Annotated in this window: 10 protein-coding genes; 6 read left to right on the top strand and 4 right to left on the bottom strand. The window is 48.3% G+C overall.

Translation table 11 applies throughout. From position 1 onward, the window contains the following. Window positions 1–147 precede the first annotated feature (147 nt). Both GWC94_RS13380 and GWC94_RS13375 read left to right on the top strand, forming a co-directional pair. Complete coding sequence (locus tag GWC94_RS13380) at window positions 148–2,955, top strand: outer membrane beta-barrel protein (RefSeq protein ID WP_161835516.1); 2,808 nt, start codon at window positions 148–150, stop codon at window positions 2,953–2,955. 357 nt (window positions 2,956–3,312) lie between these two features. After that, window positions 3,313–4,701, top strand: a complete 1,389-nt coding sequence (locus GWC94_RS13375) for a Gfo/Idh/MocA family oxidoreductase (RefSeq protein WP_235918534.1) — start codon at window positions 3,313–3,315, stop codon at window positions 4,699–4,701. A 31-nt stretch (window positions 4,702–4,732) separates the two neighbouring features. Here GWC94_RS13375 and GWC94_RS13370 read toward each other — a convergent pair whose 3' ends face one another. The 4 genes from GWC94_RS13370 to GWC94_RS13355 form a co-directional block, all read right to left on the bottom strand. Next, complete coding sequence (locus GWC94_RS13370) at window positions 4,733–5,218, bottom strand: peroxiredoxin family protein (RefSeq protein ID WP_161835514.1); 486 nt, start codon at window positions 5,216–5,218, stop codon at window positions 4,733–4,735. A 183-nt stretch (window positions 5,219–5,401) separates the two neighbouring features. Continuing rightward, window positions 5,402–7,099, bottom strand: coding sequence for a RagB/SusD family nutrient uptake outer membrane protein (locus GWC94_RS13365; RefSeq protein ID WP_202628762.1), 1,698 nt, complete (start codon window positions 7,097–7,099; stop codon window positions 5,402–5,404). A gap of 104 nt (window positions 7,100–7,203) precedes the next feature. Beyond that, on the bottom strand, window positions 7,204–10,452 hold the full coding sequence (locus tag GWC94_RS13360) for a SusC/RagA family TonB-linked outer membrane protein (protein WP_202628760.1): 3,249 nt from the start codon (window positions 10,450–10,452) through the stop codon (window positions 7,204–7,206). A 500-nt stretch (window positions 10,453–10,952) separates the two neighbouring features. After that, complete coding sequence (locus tag GWC94_RS13355) at window positions 10,953–11,777, bottom strand: GLPGLI family protein (protein WP_161835512.1); 825 nt, start codon at window positions 11,775–11,777, stop codon at window positions 10,953–10,955. Window positions 11,778–11,900: 123 nt separating this feature from the next. Here GWC94_RS13355 and GWC94_RS13350 point away from each other — a divergent pair, with 123 nt between their 5' ends. The 4 genes from GWC94_RS13350 to GWC94_RS13335 all read left to right on the top strand — a co-directional run bounded on the left by GWC94_RS13350 (window position 11,901) and on the right by GWC94_RS13335 (window position 16,481). Beyond that, the gene (locus tag GWC94_RS13350; RefSeq protein WP_161835511.1) at window positions 11,901–13,658 is read left to right on the top strand and encodes a sensor histidine kinase; all 1,758 of its coding nucleotides are present in this window, start codon (window positions 11,901–11,903) and stop codon (window positions 13,656–13,658) included. After that, a complete protein-coding gene (locus GWC94_RS13345; RefSeq protein WP_161835510.1) occupies window positions 13,655–14,341 on the top strand; it encodes a response regulator transcription factor in 687 nt (228 codons plus the stop codon). Before GWC94_RS13350 ends, GWC94_RS13345 begins: the two co-directional genes overlap by 4 nt. A gap of 77 nt (window positions 14,342–14,418) precedes the next feature. Then, on the top strand, window positions 14,419–15,612 hold the full coding sequence (gene kbl / locus GWC94_RS13340) for a glycine C-acetyltransferase (RefSeq protein ID WP_161835509.1): 1,194 nt from the start codon (window positions 14,419–14,421) through the stop codon (window positions 15,610–15,612). A gap of 32 nt (window positions 15,613–15,644) precedes the next feature. Then, window positions 15,645–16,481 carry a class D beta-lactamase gene (locus tag GWC94_RS13335; RefSeq protein ID WP_161835508.1) on the top strand — a complete coding sequence of 279 codons (837 nt, stop codon included), beginning with the start codon at window positions 15,645–15,647 and terminating at the stop codon, window positions 16,479–16,481. Window positions 16,482–16,593 lie beyond the last annotated feature (112 nt).

Below are 16,593 nucleotides of genomic sequence, written 5' to 3'. Positions count from 1 at the left end.
CGGAGTTTCGCAGAGCAATACGACCGATCCGTAATCCGCAATCCACCAATCCCTCCCATTCTTTAACCTTTATTAACCTTTCCCCAAAGTTCATTAACCGCTTTCGGCGTGACACCGGTATAATTTCGATTGCCTAAAAACCAAACCATGTACCGGATCGTTGCACTGCTTTTACTGATCAATGCACCCTTTTTTCTACAGGCACAGAGAACGCCCGCCAGTGTAAAAGGCGTTGTTTTCGACAGCCTGTCCCGGAGAGGTCTGTCATACGCCACTATTTCTGTTGTCAATGCAAAGGATTCCACACTGATCACTTTTGCGCGCGCTGATTCTGCCGGCCGGTTTAGAATACCGTCGATAAGTGAAGGTAAATACCTGCTGTCTGCATCTTATGTGGGATACGTGCCTGTCTGGAAGACCATAGAACTGACAGAAGGAGTGGAGCTCTCGCTGGGCAATATCACCATGACAGATATCGTGCATTCGGGCGATGTAACCGTTATCGCCAGGCGGGCACCTGTTACGATCAACAACGATACGGTGGAATTTAACACGGAGAATTTTAAAACACAGCCCAACGCGGTAGTCGAGGACCTGTTGAAGAAGCTGCCCGGTGTTACGGTAGACAACGATGGCGCCGTACGCATGAATGGTCAGCGTATTAACCGTGTGCTGGTGAACGGGAGGGAATTCTTTACCGGAGATGCGCGTATGGCCACCAAAAACCTTGATGCCGATGCAGTCGACAAAGTGCAGGTATTTGATAAAAAAAGCGACCGATCCGAATTTACCGGGGTAGACGATGGCCAAAGTGAAAAAGCAATCAACCTGAAACTGAAAAAGGACCGGAACAATGCCCTGTTCGGGAGGCTCACCGCTGGAGGCGGTACCAATGAGCGGTATGATGGCCAGACCAATCTTAATAAATTCCGTGGCGATCAGCAAACCTCGCTTATTGCGATGGCAAATAACACGAACAAACAGGGATTCTCGATAAGCGATGTAATGAACTTTACGGGCGAACTGGCAAGAGGCATGCGCAACGGCGGTGGGATTACCATCAGAACGGGTGGACAGGATGATCTGGGATTGCCGGTTACGGGACAGGGACCGGGGCAGCCGGGCGTTGCCACAACGATCGCAGGCGGACTTAATTTCAACGATCTCTGGAACAATAAAAAAACCGATTTCAATGCGAGTGCCATGGCGAGCGATGTAGACCTGCGCACCGACAGAAGCACCAACCGGAGAAATGTGTTGCCGGGCAATAACTTTATCTATCAGTCTAACAGCAATTCTGCAAGAAAGAATGACCAGCAACGTTTCAATGTCACCTTAGACCATAGGTTCGACAGCCTTACTTCACTGAAATTTGTTCCACAGATCACTTTTCAGCAATCCGATTCAAAATCTGTCAGCGATTACCAGTCCGTCGATGCAAAAGAATTGAAACTGAGCGATGGTAATACCAGCAGCAGCTCGCATTCAGATGCGTTCAATTTTGGCGGTAATGCGCAGTTCCGTAAGCGGCTTGCCAGGAAGGGAAGAACCATTTCATCCAATCTCAGTCTTACCTATAACGACAGTAAGCAGAACGGTATGTTGTATACACGCAACACATTTTACAACGCAGGCATACCCCTGCCGGACTCTGTACAGAACCAGCGCAACAGCCGTGAGGCGGTTACACGCAGTCTTGGCGGCAATATTATTTATACGGAACCCCTCGGTAAACGGTCGCTGCTCGAGTTCAGCGCTTTCTACAATACCAGCGTGGGTGACAGCAAGCGGGATACCTACGACTACAACGGCAGTTCCGGTAAACACGATAGACCGAATGCAAAACTCAGCAATGATTTCAAAAGCGGGTACAACTATACAGGCGGAAGCATCAGTTTGCGCACCAACCGAAAAAAAATGAGCTTTACATTCGGCAGTGCTTTGCAATCTGCCAGTTTATACAGCACCAATAATACCAATGGTAACAGGATCGCACAGACATTTACAGATTGGTTACCTAACGCCAATATCCAATACCGGATGAACCAGACGCGCTCGCTGAGTGTGAACTATACAACCACCACGAACCAGCCCAGCACTTACCAGTTGCAGCCTGTGGCGGATGTAAGCGATCCATTGAACACCTATACCGGTAATCCCAACCTGAAACGCAGCTACCAGCATTCGGTAAGTCTGAATTATTTCTCAACGAATATCTATACCCAGCGGAATGTATTTGCTTTTGTTGCGCTTACCAAAACCAATAATGCGATCGTGAATTCGGATGTGATCAATGCCAACAGTTCGCGGTCTTCTTCGCCGGTGAATGTCAATGGCAACTATACGGTCTTCTCGAATATAAATGCGGGATTTCCGATCAGGAAACTAAAATCTCGGGTGGATGCGGGTATCGGATCCAACCTGCTGCACAATATCAGTTTCGTTAATGGCAACAGGAATGAGATCAACAATTTCAGTTTCAGCCCTAACCTGAGCTATAACTTTTCGCTCGATGGCAAACTGGATATCATGGCTACTGCCAGGGTAAATTTCAGCAAAATAAAATATACACTGCAGCCTGTATTGAATACCAATTACCAGCAGCAGGTATACGGACTGGATATGACCAATTACCTGCCCGCCGGTATCGTGCTGAACAATACCTTCAATTATACCATCAACACCGGCAGATCGGCAGGATTCAATACGAAAGCGGCCTACTGGAACGCTTCATTGGCAAAAAGTTTCCTGAAGAATAACCGCGGAGAGATCAAATTCAGCGCATTTGACCTGCTGAACCAGAATATCGGTATCAGCAGCAGCGGCAACCAGAACTATATCGAAGACAGCCGTTTCAATGTGCTTAACAGGTATTTCATGCTTAGCTTCAGCTTCCGTATCAATAAAGCAAACGCAGAGGCGCCGAGGGTGATGATACGCACCTTCGGCGGATAGCGGGATCTCTGCTGCAGATCACGCCGATCTCAACCAATGTAGAAATCAACCGTGCTAATCTGTGTCATCTGTGGCAAAAACACCTCTGTTCAATGGCCAATTCTTTGTCCCTTTCATGCTGCCATCAGCCCACCTGCAAAGCGGATTTTGCAACGATACCTAAGATGACTAATAGCGTATCTGCGGAGCAAATACGCTGCTCATCTCCGACATCGTTTTCGTAATTTCCCTCTTGTCTTTACCGATATCTTCTCCTGTTCACATCATATTTCCGCTACATTAGCTTTATCATACCAAATACGATTGCTAATGAAACCTGATCAGAAATCACGCCGCAAATTTTTGAGAAATGCGGCTATGTTATCCGCGGCATCAGCGGTGCCATCCATGATTACCAAAGCCTATGGCGCACCTGCATTGATCAATCCCTTTGCAGGGCAAAAAGTAAAACTCGCCTGTATCGGCATCGGTAACCAGGGTGGTTCGGACGTAATGTCGTTCGATAAGACCGGTCTTGCCGAATTCGTGGCGTTTTGCGATACGGATATGGGCGCTCCGCAGACCGAGGCCGTATTGAAAAAATTCCCTGATGTGCCTCGTTTCCAGGATTTCCGCACCATGTTCGATAAAATGGGCAACCAGATCGATGCTGTTGCGATAGGCGTGCCCGATCATTCTCATTTTGCCATTACCATGATGGCGCTGGCACTGGGCAAGCATGTATATGTTGAAAAGCCCATGGCTCGCACATTCCATGAAGTGGAACTGATGATGGCGGCCGCAAAAAAATACCCCAAGCTGTCTACCCAAATGGGCAACCAGGGTCATTCGGATGCGAACTACTTCCAGTTCAAAGCATGGAAGGAAGCAGGTATTATCAAAGACGTGACGGCTATCAGCGCACATATGAACAACGCACGCCGCTGGCATGGATGGAATGCGAATATCAAGAGCCTTCCTGCCAAAGAAGCCATCCCGGCAACACTCGACTGGGATACATGGCATGGCGTTGTGCAGCCTGTACATGATTATAACCATGATTACATCAACGGGCAGTGGCGTTGCTGGTACGATTTCGGAATGGGTGCTTTGGGCGACTGGGGCGCGCACCTGATTGATACGGCGCATGAATTCCTCGAGCTGGGATTGCCCTATGAGATCAATATGCTGAAGGCGGAAGGTCATAACGATTTCTTCTTCCCGCATTCATCTACCATATTGTTCCGCTTCCCCGAGCGCAACCATATGCCGGCCTGCGATATCACCTGGTACGACGGTGTAAACAACCTTCCTCCGATCCCGGCAGGATATGGCGTACTGGGACTTGATCCCAATATACCGCCGCCCAGCAGCGGAACCCTTCAGTCTGCCAAACTGAATCCGGGCAAGATCATTTACAGCAAGGAACTCACTTTCAAAGGCGGTTCGCATGGTTCCACATTATCGATCATCCCCGAAGAAAAAGCCAAAGAAATGGCATCCAGGCTTCCCGAAGTGCCTAAGAGCCCGTCTAACCACTATGCCAACTTCCTGAAAGCCTGTATGGGTGAAGAGAAAACAAGATCGCCTTTTGCTGTTGCAGGTCCGTTGAGCCAGGTGTTCTGTTTAGGTGTACTGGCGCAGCATCTTAACACCAAGCTTTTGTTCGACCGCAAAACAAAAACCATCACCAACAACAAAACCGCCAACGAAATGCTGCATGGCCTTCCTCCGCGAAAGGGATGGGAGCAGTATTATAAGGTGTAGGGTTAAAACGGCTGGATTGAATAAGAGCTTATTATTTCTTTAAGAGATCTGCCAGTAAATTCAAGGGCGGTGCTTCGCGGAATACGCGTATCAACCGCCCGGATTTATTATATACAGCCGTAAAAGGGAAGTTTACGATTTTAAAAAATGCCGGAACCAGAAAAGAATTCCCTTCCGTGCCGATCATCACATTCGATAATCTGTCAAGTCCGAATTCCGTACCGAATTTTCGAAGATCGGCGAGGGGGAAATAGGAGATCAGTACTATCTGTGCATGTTTGAAATTGTCTATTTTATCCACTAACCTTTTTATGAATTCGCGGCAATGGTCGCAATTAGGGGCAAAATAAATAAGAATGAGGTCTTTTTTTCGTGGAAGATCTTTATAGCTGACGAAATGTCCACTCGTTAACTGGAGTGTAAAGTGGGGCAGTTCGGTTTTATTTACCGCCGGCTGAGCAGGCACCTGCAGGCAAACCGCCAGCAGCAATAGTCCTGTAATTAGTGTTTTTCCCATAGTAATGTTCGGTGAAAGTACGTAAAGGCTGTTTTCGTTTTTCTATCGTCATCATTCATTCCTAAAAAAAGGGTGCATCCAAAGATGCACCCTTTAAAGTACCAGCGCTTCTCTATCCAAAAAGCTAAACCTGCAGAACAGCCAAAGACCGGATAGTTTTACCGGTCTTTAAACAGTAACCGGTCAATAACCCGGGTTCTGCACCAAAGTAGGTTTGCCGTTCTTTTGTGAATTCAGGATTTCGTCCTGTGGAAGCGGATAGTAATTGTTTTTTGCAGCAAATACTTTGCCTGCCATATAGGTTCGTTTATTAAACGTTCTGCCGGAAGGCTCTGTACCCGGGACGGATTCTTCCTGCGCATATTTATTCAATACTTTTTCTGCAACGCCCCAGCGAACGAGATCGAAGAAGCGATGCCCTTCCATGGCGAATTCCAGCCTGGTTTCCATGTGTACCGCATTCCTGGCGAACTCAGTTCCTTTGGCAAGAAATGTTCCTGCCGGATAGGGTTCTACTTTGTAGGTAACCGTGGCATCCTGCACAGATCCGTTTTTGGCGCGGTTACGGATCAGGTTGACGTAATTTTCGGCAACAGTGAGATTGCCCAGTTCCATTTCACATTCGGCGAGCCACAGAATGATATGCGACACTTTGAATAACCGGTAATTATTGTTCACACTGCGTTTGGAGGTGGCGTGGGTGGAGCTGTTTTCCTCAGCGAGGTAGTACATCCATTTTTTCCCTGTATACGGCCCCGCATATGCCTGGTCGCGGATCCAGCTGGCGCCTGGCATAGGCCCCCAGTCAAGAAAACTTACACCCCTGCGGCCTACTGTCCAGTCGAGGCGCGGATCAACAGGAATCGTTTTGTCCAATGTGAACGCAGCATTCGCTGCGATACCCTGGTCGTTCGGCAGGTCTACTTTGTTGTAAGTGTCCAGCGATCCGTCAGATGCTGCGCCTATCAGCGGCAACCCTGAAGCATCTGTTTTAAAAGCATTGACGAGGTTCTGCGAGGGCTGATAGAAGCCGCAGCATCCTCTGCCGGGAGCGGTAGAAGAATAAGGCCAGTTAAGGTTATCGCCAGCATTGCCGTTATTGCCCGTGGTGCCGTCGTTTACCGAAAATTCAACCTCAAATATGGATTCTACATTGTTGTTTGTGGCGGAACGATAGTTATCATGGTAGTTGGCAACCAGTTTCTTGCCTGAATTGGTCAGGATATCTTCCAGCAACGGTTTGGCTGCTGCCCATTTTTTCTGGAACACATAGGCTTTTGCCAGATAGGCTTTAGCAGCCCATTGCGTTGCCCTTCCTTTTTGAGCCTGGGTGGCTGGAAGGTTTTTGGCAGCAAAATCGAAATCGGCTTCAATATCCTTCCAGATATCCGCGGTGTTGGGAATCTTGGTTGAATTCGGATCGTTCCGGTCATAGGTTTTTTCATCTATGAAAGGAACCATGTTCCACATTTTTTTTGCTTCAAAATGATAATGACCTCTCAGGAAGCGTGCTTCGGCAATTACCTGCGTTTTTTCGGCGGCAGTCATATCAACAACTGCAGCGCTGTTAACGATCTGGATCACTTCGTTACAACGCGCCACACCATCATAGGAATGCTGGAATTTTCCAAGAAAATAAGAGTTATCGGCAAGCCAGTTGTATTGCTCTATAAAAGACTGCTCCGGTTGGTCGCCGGCATCAGTTCCCTTTACGGCATCATCGCTGGCGATGCCCCCGAAAACATAATTGGAGATGGTAGACTGCCGACCGGTATTACCTGCGCCAACACCGTCCAGAAGAGAATAGGCGCCGATCAACAAAGCGGATACACCGTTTTTGTTACTCAACTGTTCGATAGAAGCACGCCCTTGCGGCTGCACATCGAAAAAGCTTTTTGAGCAGGAATGGAGCCCCGCCAGAGACCCAGCTGCCAATAGTAGTAGGAATATCTTTTTCATTTAGATAGAATTTATATCTGTATAATTTAAAGACCGAGACGTACACCCAGCAGGTATGATTTTGCCACCGGATACGCTCCTTCATCAATACCCATGTGAATATCCTGGTTGTTATTGCCGGATGTTCTCAGGTTGATATCAGGATCGAGGCCGCTGTATTTTGTAATAGTAAACAGGTTCTGCCCCTGCAAATATATCTGGGCAGATCCCAGGTGTACCTTCTTTAAGATATTCGCCGGAATGGTATAAGTAAGCTGTATATTTTTTATGCGCATATACGAGCCATCCTCAATGAAATAAGAAGATACCTGCTGGCTGGTGGCATCTCCGGAATTCAGACGTGGCAATTTGGCAACATCTCCGGGTTGTTTCCATGAATTATACAGGATGTCTTTTGAACGGTTTCCCTGAAACGTATTAAAATCTGTCCAGTACCTGACGTAATCAAATATCTGGTTGCCCTGCGAGCCCTGGGCAAAAAGCGTAAGATCCCAGCTTTTGTATCCCATATTGATATTTAATCCGTACGTGAAATCAGGATGCGGGTTGCCGATGATCGTTCTGTCGGCAGCGGTAATAACACCATCGCCGTTCACATCACGGAAATTGAATGTGCCTTCCCGTGTATAGGTTCCGAATTTGGCTCCCTTGGCAGCTTCAGATGCGTCTTTGAAAACACCATCCACGATATATCCGTAAAAGCTGGCGATCGGTAATCCTCTTCGGGTTGCAGAGATTGGGGGAAGACGGGTCGAAAATCCGAAGATCGTTGCATTGGGATCGTTGTTCAATTTCAGCACTTCATTTTTGTAATGGCCAATGTTCAGCCCTATCTGGTAACGGAAATTGCCGCTGTTGTTCCTGTAATTGATACCCAGATCAAATCCCCTGTTCCGCATTTCACCAATATTGGTATAAGGAATAGTGGCGGTACCCATTGTTCTGGGAATCGCTACCTGCGTCAGCATATCCGATGTAATACGGTTGTACCAGTCAAATACCACTTCCAGTTTATTTTTCATGGTAACCAAATCGAACCCGATATTGGTGGAAGTGGTGGTCTCCCATTTGCCATTCGGATTTCCAAACTGGCTGTTGTCGAACCCGCCTACGATGGAAGAACCCGTGCCGTTAATATCGTAAGCATTGTTGGAAGGATCAGACTGATAAAGGGTGTATGCATTATACACGTTGGGGATTAGCTGGTTGCCTGTTTTACCCCAGCCTCCCCGTATCTTGAATTCATCAAGAAAAGTTGCTTTCCTCATAAAAGCCAGTTCCGTCATACGTACACCTACGGAGAAGGCCGGGAAAACACCATAGCGGTTCGATTTGGAAAAACGGGAAGATCCGTCGCGGCGCAGGGTGAAATCGGCGAGGTAAATATTCTTATAACCATAATTGATCTTGCCGAATTGTGAGAATAGGGCGGTTTTTGTAGCACCTCCGCCGCTGTTGCTTAAACCAGAGGCCGATCCTGCATCGAGGTAACGATAATCGAGGTCATCAAAGGAAAAACCACTGCGGCTGGCAACTGTTCCGACCGAATAGGTGGTAACAGCTTCCGTTCCAACCAGTACGTTAACCGCATGATTGCCAAACGTCCGATTGTAATTCAACGTATTGAACCAGGTCAGTGACCGGTCATAGTCATTCCTGACATTTAAACTGTTGGAATTCCTTGGTTCCGCTGCTTCAATATCACGATGGAAATATTCAGACCTGTTGTATTGATTGATCTCTGCACCGAAACTGGTCCTCGCTTTGAGGTTCTTGGTTATCTGCAATTCCAGGAAAGCATTACCAAAAAGATGCAACCCCTTTGTGATATTATCTTTTTCGCGGTATAGCCTGGCCAGCGGATTCGGTGCATTTCCCAGATTTACGCCCCTGCTGCCGGCAAACCCATTATAAGGAGATGTATTGGTACCCCCAAGAGCGGGTGGGCCACCGGTGATATCGAACACCGGAATGATCGGATGCACCCGGATGGCAAACATAATGGGGTTGCTTTCGTCATTGTTGGCAATGCCCTGCCTTTCATCATAAGAAAAAGTGAGGTTCTCGCCGAAGGTGAACCTGCCCTTGGTAAATTCAGTGTTCGCCCTCACAGAATAGCGGTTATACTTTGTGTACTGGAGAATACCATTCTGCCTGAAATAATTGCCTGATATGGCATATCTGCCTGTTTTTGAACCGCCAGTGGCGCCGATCTGGTAATTGGAGATACTGGCGGGCTTGAAAATAGTACGCTGCCAGTCTGTACCTTCCTTGTTTGCCTTAGTAATATTAAAGGCAGTTTTACCCAATGCCGGATCTGCGATATCATTGGTATAGGTATAATTTGAAGGAAGTGCTCCGAAAACATTCGGGTAAATATAATCGGCAATGGTTTGTTCACCGTTTGGTCCAAAGCGGTATTGAGCCGAGGGTGAAGTGACTGAAGGATTTTTTCCTGCGCCAATATCTGCCAGGTACAGGTACTGGCCCAGTTCACTCGTGTTTAACAGGTTCAGCATTTTGCCGGGTCTTTGCGAGCCGGTATAATAATCGAATGTGATATTCGATTCACCTACCTTTCCTTTTTTAGTTGTGATAATCACTACCCCGTTAGCAGCTCTCGCTCCGTAAATGGAAGCGGCAGACGCGTCCTTGAGTATCTGCATGCTTTCAATATCGTTGGGATTGATCTGGTTCAGTGTACCTTGCGTAGGCACCCCGTCAATAATATACAGGGGGCTGTTATTGTTAATGGTGCCAAATCCCCGAATACGCACCATGGTGCCTCCTCCCGGTGAATTGTCGTTACCTACACTTACACCGGCTGCGCGCCCCTGGAGCATTTGTGTTACGGATGCCGCCGGTAATGAGGTAAGGGTTTTGGCATTCACTACCGTTACAGCGCCGGTGATATCTCTTTTTCGTTGTGCGGAATAACCGGTCACTACTACTTCCGTTGCCGGACTTTCATCTTCCAGTAATACCGCCGATATGTTGGTTTGCGTTCCAACAGTGATCCGTTTCGAGATAAACCCTACGTACGAGATCAAAATCTGATCGGCCGGTTTTCTTACTGTAATGGTGAATTTTCCATCGGCATCGGAAACAGAATTGATGCTGGTGCCTACCACGGAAACAGAAACCCCCTGGATTCCCTGCCCCTTTGCATCAGTTACCATCCCCGAAACCTGCCGGTTCTGAGCCAATGCCGTTCGGCAGGTAATCAGCAATGCCAAAAACATGAAAAGTTTGGCAGCAAGCAGTCGTTTTTTCATGAAAGATTGATTTTTGGTTAAAAGAAAGCCTGTATGGCTGTATGAGGATATAAATAGGGACGCGCGTAGGGTATGTTCCACAATGATGAATTCTCCGACATATAAGCAGCCGATTTCATAATTGATTGGGTTGGGTAAGCATTTATTAACCGATCAGGAATTTGTATACACCTATTTCAAATCAATATTCACCTAAATTAACAGAATTTATAACAAAATTTTAAAAAATAAATGCTTTAATAATAATTTGTTGATATATATCTGCTTTTCCGGAACAGGCCGAGGAAATGGGAGGAATCTGTGCAATAAATAGACGTTAATGCAGGTGAAAGTGTGGCCACCGCATATTTCCTGATGTAGGGGTAAATAAACCTGTTCGTAGTTGTCTATAGAAGACCCACCCGGCGCATTGATGCGATACCGGGTAATATTGCCGGTATTTTTTCGCTGGGTATCGCGTTCTGCTCCTACCGGGCAGATAGTATTGAATTACGTTTCAACTAATTCCCAAACCTCATTCTCATTCCACCACCGGGCATTGACTGCATTTGTGTATTCATCAGATCCTGCATCAATTGCCGGTAGGCTGCCTGTGTAACAATTTTTCCTTTCCGGGGTTCTTTTAATTCTTTCTGATCAACTTTTTCCCTGATCTCAACAGCGGTAATTACATTTTGTCCGTTGTCAAAATCAAGCTGCAAAATAGCACCCGGTAATTGGCCATAACCTTCGGGGCCTGCGGGTGTTATAATATTATCGGCATACCAGGCAATAACCTCCACTTCGCGTGCGGCCGGTACAGCGGGCGCGCTGCCGGAGTCGCGCTGTACACCGTTGACCATGCTGATGGTGCGCATAGCGGCAACCGGCGCCGGCATTTTTCTGACCGCTTTACGACAGGTATGACCCAATACCTGTTTGGTTTCCGGATACAATTTCCAGGGCTGCTGACGTATAGAATCAACGATCAGGTAGTTTTTGCCCGCCAGTTCGGAAGTCTGCACCGATTTTGCCTGCGAGAAATTCTTGTACAGATCGCCGCCATCGGCCGCGCCGCGCATGATCATCCTGACACCGCCGCCCCCACCTGCAAAGGGATCCGGCGCCTCGTCTTCAGGAACCAGTTTGTAGACGGATACACTGTCGCTGAACAACAGCATGTGTTTGCTGGTGCGGAACTCAGGTATCATAGCCCTCATCTGTTCATTCTGTATCGTACGGTGCATGTTGATCCGGCGTTCGTAGACGATGGTCCCTTCCTTGATCTGTGCATATAACCCGGAACCGCCAAGCAGGGCAAGCACCATAATAAATACTCGTTTCATTTGTGTCGGTTTGATGAGCCAAAACTATCCAGCCCTGTGTTAAGCATTCTTGCACAAAGGTTAATTTAGGTTAATAAAAACCAGGGCGCCCCGCATCGCGGGGTATATTTGACTCATCGATTCATGAAGAAAACAACATTCCTTCAAAACAAACTACAGACGGCCCGCGTGCTGATGATCGCAGCCATACTGCTGATTGTCGCATTCCAGTCGTATTGGGTAAGCCGTTTGTATAAAGAAGAAAGGGAAGGACTGAAAAAAGAAGCCAACAATATTTTCCGCGATGTGGTGTTTAACCTGCAGGCCGAAAAATTCAGGGCAGATACACCCTACTATCGCACCACCGTAGGCCCGAATATTTTCGTGCACAGTTTTATGAACGATTTCAGGAAAGAAGTGGCGGGAGAGATGCGTAACCAGTCTGCAGGTACAAGGCAGCCAGACAGTGCAGGTGGCATAGCGGTTGTTATGAACGATAAAACAGATACCTTGTTTCCCCGTGGGGCAGGCATGTCCGTTAACCGTGTATTACCCAAAGAACTGGAGCTGGCGTTGCGTAAACAGATCATGCCCGATGGCAAATCTGCTATGGATGATTCTGCTGTTATGCGCAAGCTGTCTTCCCGTATGGGTGTGAACATCATCGTGCGGGGAGGTGCCAGCGCCGATTCGCTCCGCAACGTCTTTATGCAAAAGATGGGTGCAGGCAAAAATCTGATCCTGAAACCGCCTGTTCCCGTTGACCGCCGCGTATGGGTGACGCAGCGTAAAGACAGCGGCAACAGAAGGTTTATAAACGGAGACCTGCGCGTAAACCTGAAACAGCCCGGCGAAGCCTTCGTGCGGTTCCTGACAAATGGAAAAATACTGGACGACAGCATTCCTGTTGCCAAAGTGGATTCTGTATACCGGAAAGAACTCGGCAAAAACAATATCCGGCTTTCCTTTACCATTCATATGGGAAAAGATGATTCCCTGCACCGCAAAGACACGCTGGCCGCGGGGCAATTTGGTACCAGGCCCGCATCGGTCGGGTTTATGAAACCCTTATGGTACCAGGCAGAATTCGAAAACCCGGCTTCTTTTCTTGCCCGAAAAGTATCGCCGCAGATACTGTTTTCGGTTTTTTTGGTGGCCTTTACATCCGTTGCTTTTATTTTTCTCTACCGCAACCTGGCGCAGCAGCGAAGGCTTGCGGAAATGAAAGACGATTTCATCAGCAATATCACGCATGAACTGAAAACACCGATCGCCACGGTGAGCGTGGCTGTGGAGGCATTGCGCAATTTCGGCGGTATACACAATCCGGAACGCACAAAAGAATACCTTGATATTTCAGCTGCTGAACTGCAGAGACTGGGTTTGCTGGTAGATAAAGTGCTGAAACTTTCGCTCTTCGAAAACCGCGAACTGGAAATGAAGAAGGAGCATTTTGACCTGGAGGAGCTGGTAAGGGAAGTGCGCAATACCATGCGTCTCCAGTTCGAGAAACACCAGGCAAAACTGGATATGGAAATACAGGGCAGCTATTTCACCATCAATGCCGACAGGCTGCACATCACCAGTGTGATCTATAACCTGCTGGACAACGCCATAAAGTACAGTCCCGGAAACCCCGAGATCAAACTGGTACTGAAGCGCGATACCGACACGGTTGTATTATCGGTTTCGGATAAGGGCATGGGCATACCCGCCGCTTTCCGGGATAAGGTGTTTGATAAATTCTTCCGGGTACCCGCGGGCAACCACCATAATACCAGGGGCTACGGCCTGGGCCTGAGCTATGTGGCCCATGTGGTGGAGAAACACGGAGGGTCCATTTCGGTAACGGGCGAAGAGGGGAAAGGAAGCACATTCACAGTGAAATTTCCAATTGCATGAGCATCAAAGTGCTGTACGTAGAGGACGAATTGTTTCTCGGAAAGATCGTTAAAGAAACCCTGGAAACCCGGGGTTTTGAAGTGGTCATGGAGAGCGACGGCGCGGATGTGGTGCGCACTTTCGAGGACGAACAACCCGATATATGTGTGCTCGATGTAATGCTGCCCAACAAAAGCGGCTTTGAAATTGCGGAAGAGATACGCCGGCTCAACAACGATGTGCCCCTGATCTTCCTGACGGCAAAAACACAGACAGACGATGTGGTGCATGGCTTCCGTATCGGGGGCAACGATTACATACGCAAGCCGTTCAGCATGGAAGAACTGATCGTTCGTATCGAGAACGCAGTGCGCGTGAAAAAAGAAATACCGGTTGCTTTAACAGGCGATACGATAACCCTTGGCAAATACCAGTTTCACCTGAATAAACAGGTATTATCGTCGGGCAGGGAAGAAAAAAAACTTTCTTACCGCGAGAGTGAACTGCTCAAATACCTTTTCCAGAATCGCGACAGCGTTATCGACCGCCGCGACCTCCTCAATCATATCTGGGGCAACGATTCCTTCTTCAACAGCCGTAACCTGGATGTGTATATTACCAAGATACGCGGCTACCTCAAAGACGATGGCTCTCTCGAAATCATCACCATCAAAGGCGTAGGCTACCGTTTTGTAACGGCATAGCCCGTGGTCCGCAGCTCCGAAATTCGGTAACCGGTCATACTTATTCCATTACCTTTGCCTTCCCAAACCATGCATCCATGAATGAGAAATTTGTTACCCGCATTCGCGAAGAGCTGGCCGAAATAGAAAAAGCCGGACTGTTCAAGAAAGAGCGGATCATTACCAGCGAACAGGGACCGGAAATCACCGTAAACGGAAAACAGGTGCTGAATTTCTGTGCGAACAATTATCTCGGGCTTTCCTCTCATCCCAGGGTCATCGAAGCCGCGCATAAGGCAATCGATACGCATGGATACGGTATGAGCAGTGTGCGTTTTATCTGCGGTACGCAGGATATTCACAAAGAACTCGAGCAAAAGATCGCGCAGTTTCTCGGAACAGAGGACACGATCCTCTACGCCGCTGCGTTTGATGCAAACGGCGGTGTGTTTGAACCCTTGTTTGGCGAAGAAGATGCCATCATTTCCGACGCACTCAACCACGCCTCCATCATCGACGGGGTGCGTTTGTGCAAGGCGCAGCGCTTTCGCTACGAACACAACAATATGGGCGACCTGGAGGTCAAACTGAAAGAAGCGGCAGGCTGCAGAAGCCGCATCATCGTTACCGATGGCTCGTTCAGCATGGACGGAACGATAGCGCAGCTCGATAAGATCTGCGATCTGGCCGATAAATACGACGCGATCGTGATGATCGATGAATGCCATTCTTCCGGGTTCCTAGGAAAAACAGGTCGCGGTACCCACGAATACCGTAATGTAATGGGCAGGATCGATATTATCACAGGCACCCTGGGCAAAGCCCTTGGTGGCGCAAGCGGGGGCTTTACCTCGGGGCGCAGGGAGATCATTGAAATACTGCGGCAGCGAAGCCGCCCTTATCTTTTCTCCAACACGGTGGCCCCCAGTATCGTGGGCGCTTCCATAGCGGTGCTGGATATGCTGACGGAGACCACCCAGCTGCGCGATAAACTCGAGTACAATACCAGTTATTTCCGCAGCAAAATGACCGAAGCGGGTTTTGATATCAAACCCGGCGATCATCCCATCGTTCCCATTATGCTCTACGATGCCGTGGTGGCACAGAATTTTGCCGCAAAACTGCTTGACGAAGGCGTATATGTAATCGGTTTCTTCTTCCCCGTAGTGCCCAAGGGGCTTGCCCGGATACGCGTGCAACTGAGCGCAGCGCATGAACAGGAACACCTGGACAAAGCTATTGCCGCCTTTACCAAAACAGGTAAGGAACTGGGCGTATTGAAGAATGCATAATCAGTAACCAAGAACCAATAATCCGGACAGGAATGAAAAAAAATGTATCAGTAGCAGCCGTTATCATAAGTGTGTGCCTTGTCATTATTTCCTGTTCGCCGAATAATGTGAAGACGGATGATTCGCTGAAGAAATATTTTGATGCGCACCATGTAACGGGAACCTTCGGATTGTATAACAACGGCACAGGCGAATTCCTGATGTACAACCTATCCCGTTTCAGGGATTCGGCTTACCTGCCCGCATCCACATTCAAGATCGTGAACTCCCTGATCGGTATAGAAACCGGCCGTATCGCCGATGAGAAAATGCAGATCAGATGGGATGGTGTTGTCCGCCGTTTCCCCAATGGAGACACGGCCGTATCCTGGAATAAGGATCTTACGATGGAAGAAGCTTTCAAAGCCTCGGCCGTTCCCTATTACCAGGAAGTGGCCAGGCGCATTGGCCGCGATACCATGCAGCGCTGGCTGGACAGCCTGAAATACGGTAACCATACAATTGGCGCGCGTATCGATTCTTTCTGGCTCGACAACACCCTGAAACTGACCCCCGACGAGGAAATGGGTCTGGCAAAAAGACTGTATTTCGGTCAGCTCCCTTTCCAGAAACGTACACAGGATATTGTTAAAAAAGTGATGCTGCAGGAAAACAACGCCAATTACCAGCTCAGCTACAAAACCGGGTGGGGTTTCCGCGAGAACGGCAACGCCCTTGGCTGGGTGGTTGGCTGGATAGAGGAAAACAAACATCCGTATTTCTTTGTGCTCAATGTCGAAGGCCCGCATTCTGCGGATATGATACCCATACGCCTCGGCATTCTCCGGTCCGTACTGAAAGAACAGGGATTTTTCGAGGGTAAAAAATAATCGTTCATCGACGCATGGCGCGCTGTTTCAGCATGGCGATCACCACAGGGCGGAAGCAGTCGTGTTTTTCGAGGAAAAAGCCGCCGGTTTCCCACCCTATATTCGGCATTCC

The organism is Sediminibacterium soli (assembly GCF_009939225.1).
GTDB lineage: Bacteria > Bacteroidota > Bacteroidia > Chitinophagales > Chitinophagaceae > Sediminibacterium > Sediminibacterium soli.
The sequence above is the reverse complement of the archived record's forward strand: the minus strand, read 5'-3'. Positions and strand labels throughout refer to the sequence as shown.

Excerpts from the sequence above, each read along its gene's own strand:
- GWC94_RS13380 (WP_161835516.1), top strand. The coding sequence starts at position 148 with ATGTACCGGATCGTTGCACTGCTTTTACTGATCAATGCACCCTTTTTT.
- GWC94_RS13375 (WP_235918534.1), top strand. The coding sequence starts at position 3,313 with ATGTTATCCGCGGCATCAGCGGTGCCATCCATGATTACCAAAGCCTAT.
- GWC94_RS13370 (WP_161835514.1), bottom strand. The coding sequence starts at position 5,218 with ATGGGAAAAACACTAATTACAGGACTATTGCTGCTGGCGGTTTGCCTG.
- GWC94_RS13360 (WP_202628760.1), bottom strand. The coding sequence starts at position 10,452 with ATGAAAAAACGACTGCTTGCTGCCAAACTTTTCATGTTTTTGGCATTG.
- GWC94_RS13355 (WP_161835512.1), bottom strand. The coding sequence starts at position 11,777 with ATGAAACGAGTATTTATTATGGTGCTTGCCCTGCTTGGCGGTTCCGGG.
- GWC94_RS13350 (WP_161835511.1), top strand. The coding sequence starts at position 11,901 with ATGAAGAAAACAACATTCCTTCAAAACAAACTACAGACGGCCCGCGTG.
- GWC94_RS13345 (WP_161835510.1), top strand. The coding sequence starts at position 13,655 with ATGAGCATCAAAGTGCTGTACGTAGAGGACGAATTGTTTCTCGGAAAG.
- kbl (WP_161835509.1), top strand. The coding sequence starts at position 14,419 with ATGAATGAGAAATTTGTTACCCGCATTCGCGAAGAGCTGGCCGAAATA.
- GWC94_RS13335 (WP_161835508.1), top strand. The coding sequence starts at position 15,645 with ATGAAAAAAAATGTATCAGTAGCAGCCGTTATCATAAGTGTGTGCCTT.